The organism is Oleiphilus sp. HI0117 (genome assembly GCF_001635235.1).
In genome coordinates, this window is sequence record NZ_LWGA01000924.1 from 1 (window position 1) to 3,955 (window position 3,955).

The 3,955-nt window shown below is 43.0% G+C and carries 4 protein-coding genes; 2 read left to right on the plus strand and 2 right to left on the minus strand.

Annotation, left to right across the window (positions count from 1 at the left end; translation table 11 throughout):
* Positions 1-67: 67 nt before the first annotated feature.
* Positions 68-670, plus strand: coding sequence for a peroxiredoxin (locus A3757_RS16535; RefSeq protein WP_068515509.1), 603 nt, complete (start codon positions 68-70; stop codon positions 668-670).
* Positions 671-729: 59 nt separating this feature from the next.
* Here the strand turns inward: A3757_RS16535 and A3757_RS16540 are convergent, their stop codons facing one another.
* Positions 730-939 carry a hypothetical protein gene (locus tag A3757_RS16540; RefSeq protein ID WP_068515507.1) on the minus strand — a complete coding sequence of 70 codons (210 nt, stop codon included), beginning with the start codon at positions 937-939 and terminating at the stop codon, positions 730-732.
* A gap of 151 nt (positions 940-1,090) precedes the next feature.
* Positions 1,091-2,341, minus strand: a complete 1,251-nt coding sequence (locus A3757_RS16545) for a response regulator (RefSeq protein WP_068515504.1) — start codon at positions 2,339-2,341, stop codon at positions 1,091-1,093.
* A 199-nt stretch (positions 2,342-2,540) separates the two neighbouring features.
* Between A3757_RS16545 and A3757_RS16550 the strand changes: the two genes are divergently transcribed.
* A partial coding sequence (locus tag A3757_RS16550) for a DNA topoisomerase (ATP-hydrolyzing) (RefSeq protein ID WP_156506369.1) occupies positions 2,541-3,955 on the plus strand: 1,415 nt, incomplete at its 3' end.

The following is a 3,955-nucleotide window of genomic DNA, read 5'->3' on the forward strand; positions in this document are numbered from 1 at the left end:
TTTAACCACACTAAGAGATACGTTCTGTATCTCTATCGAATAAAACTTTTAAGGAAGGTAATAACTAATGAGTGTTTTAGTTGGTAAGCAAGCTCCTGATTTTACAGTATCTGCAGTACTAGGTGACGGTTCTATCGTTGATGAATTTACGTTTTCTGAAGCGACAAAAGGCAAGTATGCCTTGGTGTTCTTTTATCCATTAGATTTTACTTTTGTTTGTCCATCTGAGTTGATTGCTCTGGATCACAGAATGGATGACTTCAAAGCTCGTGGCGTTGAAGTTATTGGTGTTTCTATCGATTCTCACTTCACTCACAACGCTTGGAGAAACACTCCAATCAATGATGGTGGTATTGGTCAGGTAGGTTATACGCTAGCAGCAGACATGAACCACGATATTTGTAAGGCTTATGATGTTGAGTCAGAAGGTGGTGTTGCATTCCGTGGTGCATTTTTGATTGATACTAACGGTACTGTTCGTTCGCAAATCGTTAACGATTTACCGCTTGGTCGTAATATGGACGAATTGATTCGTCTAGTTGACGCGCTTCAATTCCATGAAGAGCATGGCGAGGTTTGTCCTGCAGGTTGGAATAAAGGTGACAAAGGTATGAACGCTTCTCCTGATGGCGTTGCTGCATACTTATCAGAGAATGCCGACAATCTTTAATGGTCGATAAGTCTTTGTAATATGAAAAAGCCCAACATTAAGTTGGGCTTTTTTGTTTTTTAGTGCTCTTGTTTTGAATAAAGTCGTTCAAAGCTCCATACGAGCATTATGGGGATGGTGATAGCTAGCGTTCCCATGCTGTAGTCTGATAAAGAGCGCTCAGTAATTCCATGAATCAAAAGCATGAAAATATCCAGGGTAATCAGCCCGAAAAGAGCGCCAGATATATAGTCGCTATAATCATGGTACCAAGGTGTGGCGTTACTCATTGTTGTTCTACCTTTCTTGTGTTTCAGGCAGTTGCTGTGCCCGATAGTTTTTATTTTTATTGTGACAAAAGCAGAATATCACGGTGTGTTGGTGCTGTAAGAGTATAGTCAGGGCTATCTCTTTGCTGCAAGTATATCTTGCAGGACTTGCTTAGTCTTCAAACCATACCTGATTTTCACCATTTTCTCGGGCTAGATACAGGCGATTGTCAGCATTTTTTAAAAGCTCAATTAAAGAGTTATTGTTGTTCTCGGTTATTCCTGCTGAAACAGTGAAGTTGAAGCTGAACTCATCTATCATAACAATATGGTCTTCAACTAGCTCCCTAAAGCCGTCTACAAGCTTTGCTGCTTGTTCCAGGCTTAGCCCTGCCATAAGTATTGCAACGTCAGAGTCGTTTATTCGAGCGTATTGGAAGCGATTGAATGCCTTTGGTAGCAGGGTGGTTAGATTGCGCATGGTGATATCGGGCGCATCCAGGCCGTGCTTGTCTTGAATGTTATGCATTTGGTCAACAGAGAGTAGAGCAACAGATACTGGGGTGCTCTGGCTTACGGCCTTTTCTAACTCTTTGTTCCCATCAAGAAAGAACTTCTGTTTGTTGGGCAGCCCTGTAACAAAGTCATGGAAGGCGAGATATTTAAGCGTTTGGGAATGCTCAAGGTTTTCGATGTTGTGTAAAATGCGGCAATGAAACTCTTCATGGCTAAAGGGTTTGTTCAAGAAGTCGTTTGCGCCATTTTTTATGAACTTGGCAGTTAGTTTTCCGTCACCTTCACCAGACAAGCCGATTATAACCAGCTCATTCTTGCTCACCTCTTTTCGGATGTTTTTGACCAAGTCAAAGCCGTTCATTCTTGGCATGTTGTAATCGGTAATCAGTAGTTTAATATCTGGGTGTTGTTCAAGGGCCTCTAAAGCCGTGTCGCCATCGTCTGCGGTGTGCACTTGATAAAGGTGTGTCTCAAGTTGCTGTTGAATGTAGCGGCGAGACATTTTGGAGTCGTCTGCTACAAGAATTTTTATATGCTGGTTTTTTTCAAGGCGCTTAATCAGCTTTATGACATACTCGTAAGAGAAGCGGCTTTCTTTTACAACGTAGTCGACGATTCGCTTTTCCAGCATTTTCTCCCTTTTCTCTTCATCGTAATTTCCCGTGAGTACGATGGTGGGGATTTTTTCTGCAATGGTGTAGTCAACGACTTCTCCATCCGGTGCGTCAGGAAGGTTTAGGTCGACCACTGCAACAAGGTACGCATCTGCGCCATTATTTTGAATGTGTTCCTTTGCTTCTGCGAAGGACGTGGCGATGTCAAAAGGGAAGCCAGCATTGCTTTTGTTGATGTGTTTGATGATTTTTACAACAATCGAGCTGTCTTCAACAAGTAAGAATTTTTTCATAGTTGAGGGTACGCTAGTCTGTACATAATAAAAGGGCGCTATATAGAAGCCGTGGGTTTATCTATCAGCTTAGTAGTTCCTCGCATAGTCTCCAGTTTTTAGTCTTCAAAAAGTTTAAATATGGTCACTTTTGACATTCAAATATGTTAGAATCGCGACCTTTATTTTAATAATCAGAATAAACAGGAACGCTGTCCATATGGGTGATCAAGCGAAAGAAATCCTTCCAGTTAATATTGAAGACGAATTGAAGCAGTCGTATCTCGATTATGCGATGAGTGTTATCGTTGGTCGTGCCTTGCCTGATGCGCGTGACGGTCTCAAGCCTGTGCATCGTCGAGTCTTGTTTGCGATGAGCGAACTGGGGAATGACTGGAACAAGGCGTACAAGAAGTCAGCACGTGTCGTCGGTGACGTAATCGGTAAATATCACCCTCATGGTGACTCCGCCGTATACGATACGATTGTACGAATGGCTCAGCCTTTCTCTTTGCGTTACATGCTTGTAGATGGACAGGGTAACTTTGGTTCCATAGATGGTGATAACCCAGCTGCGATGCGATATACCGAAATTCGTATGCAGAAGCTTGCTCATTCGTTGCTTGCTGACTTGGACAAAGAAACAGTCGATTTTGTTCCTAACTATGACGGTACCGAGCAGATACCCGAAGTTATGCCGACTAGAGTTCCTAACCTGTTGGTGAATGGCTCTTCAGGTATCGCTGTTGGTATGGCAACAAATATTCCGCCACACAACCTAACTGAAGTTGTCGGCGCTTGCCTTGCTCTGATGGATAATAGTGATATTACCTGTGAAGAGCTTATGGAAATTATTCCAGGTCCAGATTTTCCAACCGCTGCGATTATTAATGGTCGTGCAGGGATAGTCCAGGCTTACCAGACTGGCCGCGGGAAAATTTATTTAAGAGCGCGCTATGAGGTCGAGACCGATAAGAATGGAAAAGAGCGCATTGTCGTTACAGAAATTCCATATCAGGTTAATAAAGCCCGTTTGATAGAGAAAATAGCCGAGCTTGTTAAAGACAAGAAGATCGAAGGTATTACCGAGCTTCGTGACGAGTCTAATAAAGAAGGTATGCGAATAGTGATCGAACTTCGACGTGGCGAAATGCCTGAAGTGATCATGAACAACCTTTATGCCCAGACTCAACTTGAGAACGTATTTGGTATTAATATGGTTGCTTTGGTTGATGGTGAGCCAAAGACGATCAATCTAAAGCAATCGCTAGAAATATTCGTCAAGCACCGAAGAGAAGTCGTTACTCGTAGAACAGTCTACTTGCTCCGTAAAGCGAGAGAGCGTGGGCATGTGTTGGAAGGTTTAACGGTTGCTTTGGCAAATATCGATCCGGTTATTGAGTTAATCAAGAAGTCACCAAGTTCTGCGGAAGCGAAAGAAAAACTCTTGGCTCAAGCTTGGAGTCCTGGTGATGTGACCGCGATGCTTGCTAGTGCAGGTGAGAATGCCTGTCGCCCAGATGATTTAGAACCACAGTATGGCTTGCGTGATGGTAAATATTACTTATCGCCAACTCAGGCTCAAGAAATTCTGAATATGCGTTTGCACCGTTTGACCGGTTTGGAAACGGAAAA

Coding starts and splice junctions, on each gene's coding strand:
- A3757_RS16540 (WP_068515507.1), bottom strand. CDS start 939: ATGAGTAACGCCACACCTTGGTACCATGATTATAGCGACTATATATCT.
- A3757_RS16545 (WP_068515504.1), bottom strand. CDS start 2,341: ATGAAAAAATTCTTACTTGTTGAAGACAGCTCGATTGTTGTAAAAATC.
- A3757_RS16535 (WP_068515509.1), top strand. CDS start 68: ATGAGTGTTTTAGTTGGTAAGCAAGCTCCTGATTTTACAGTATCTGCA.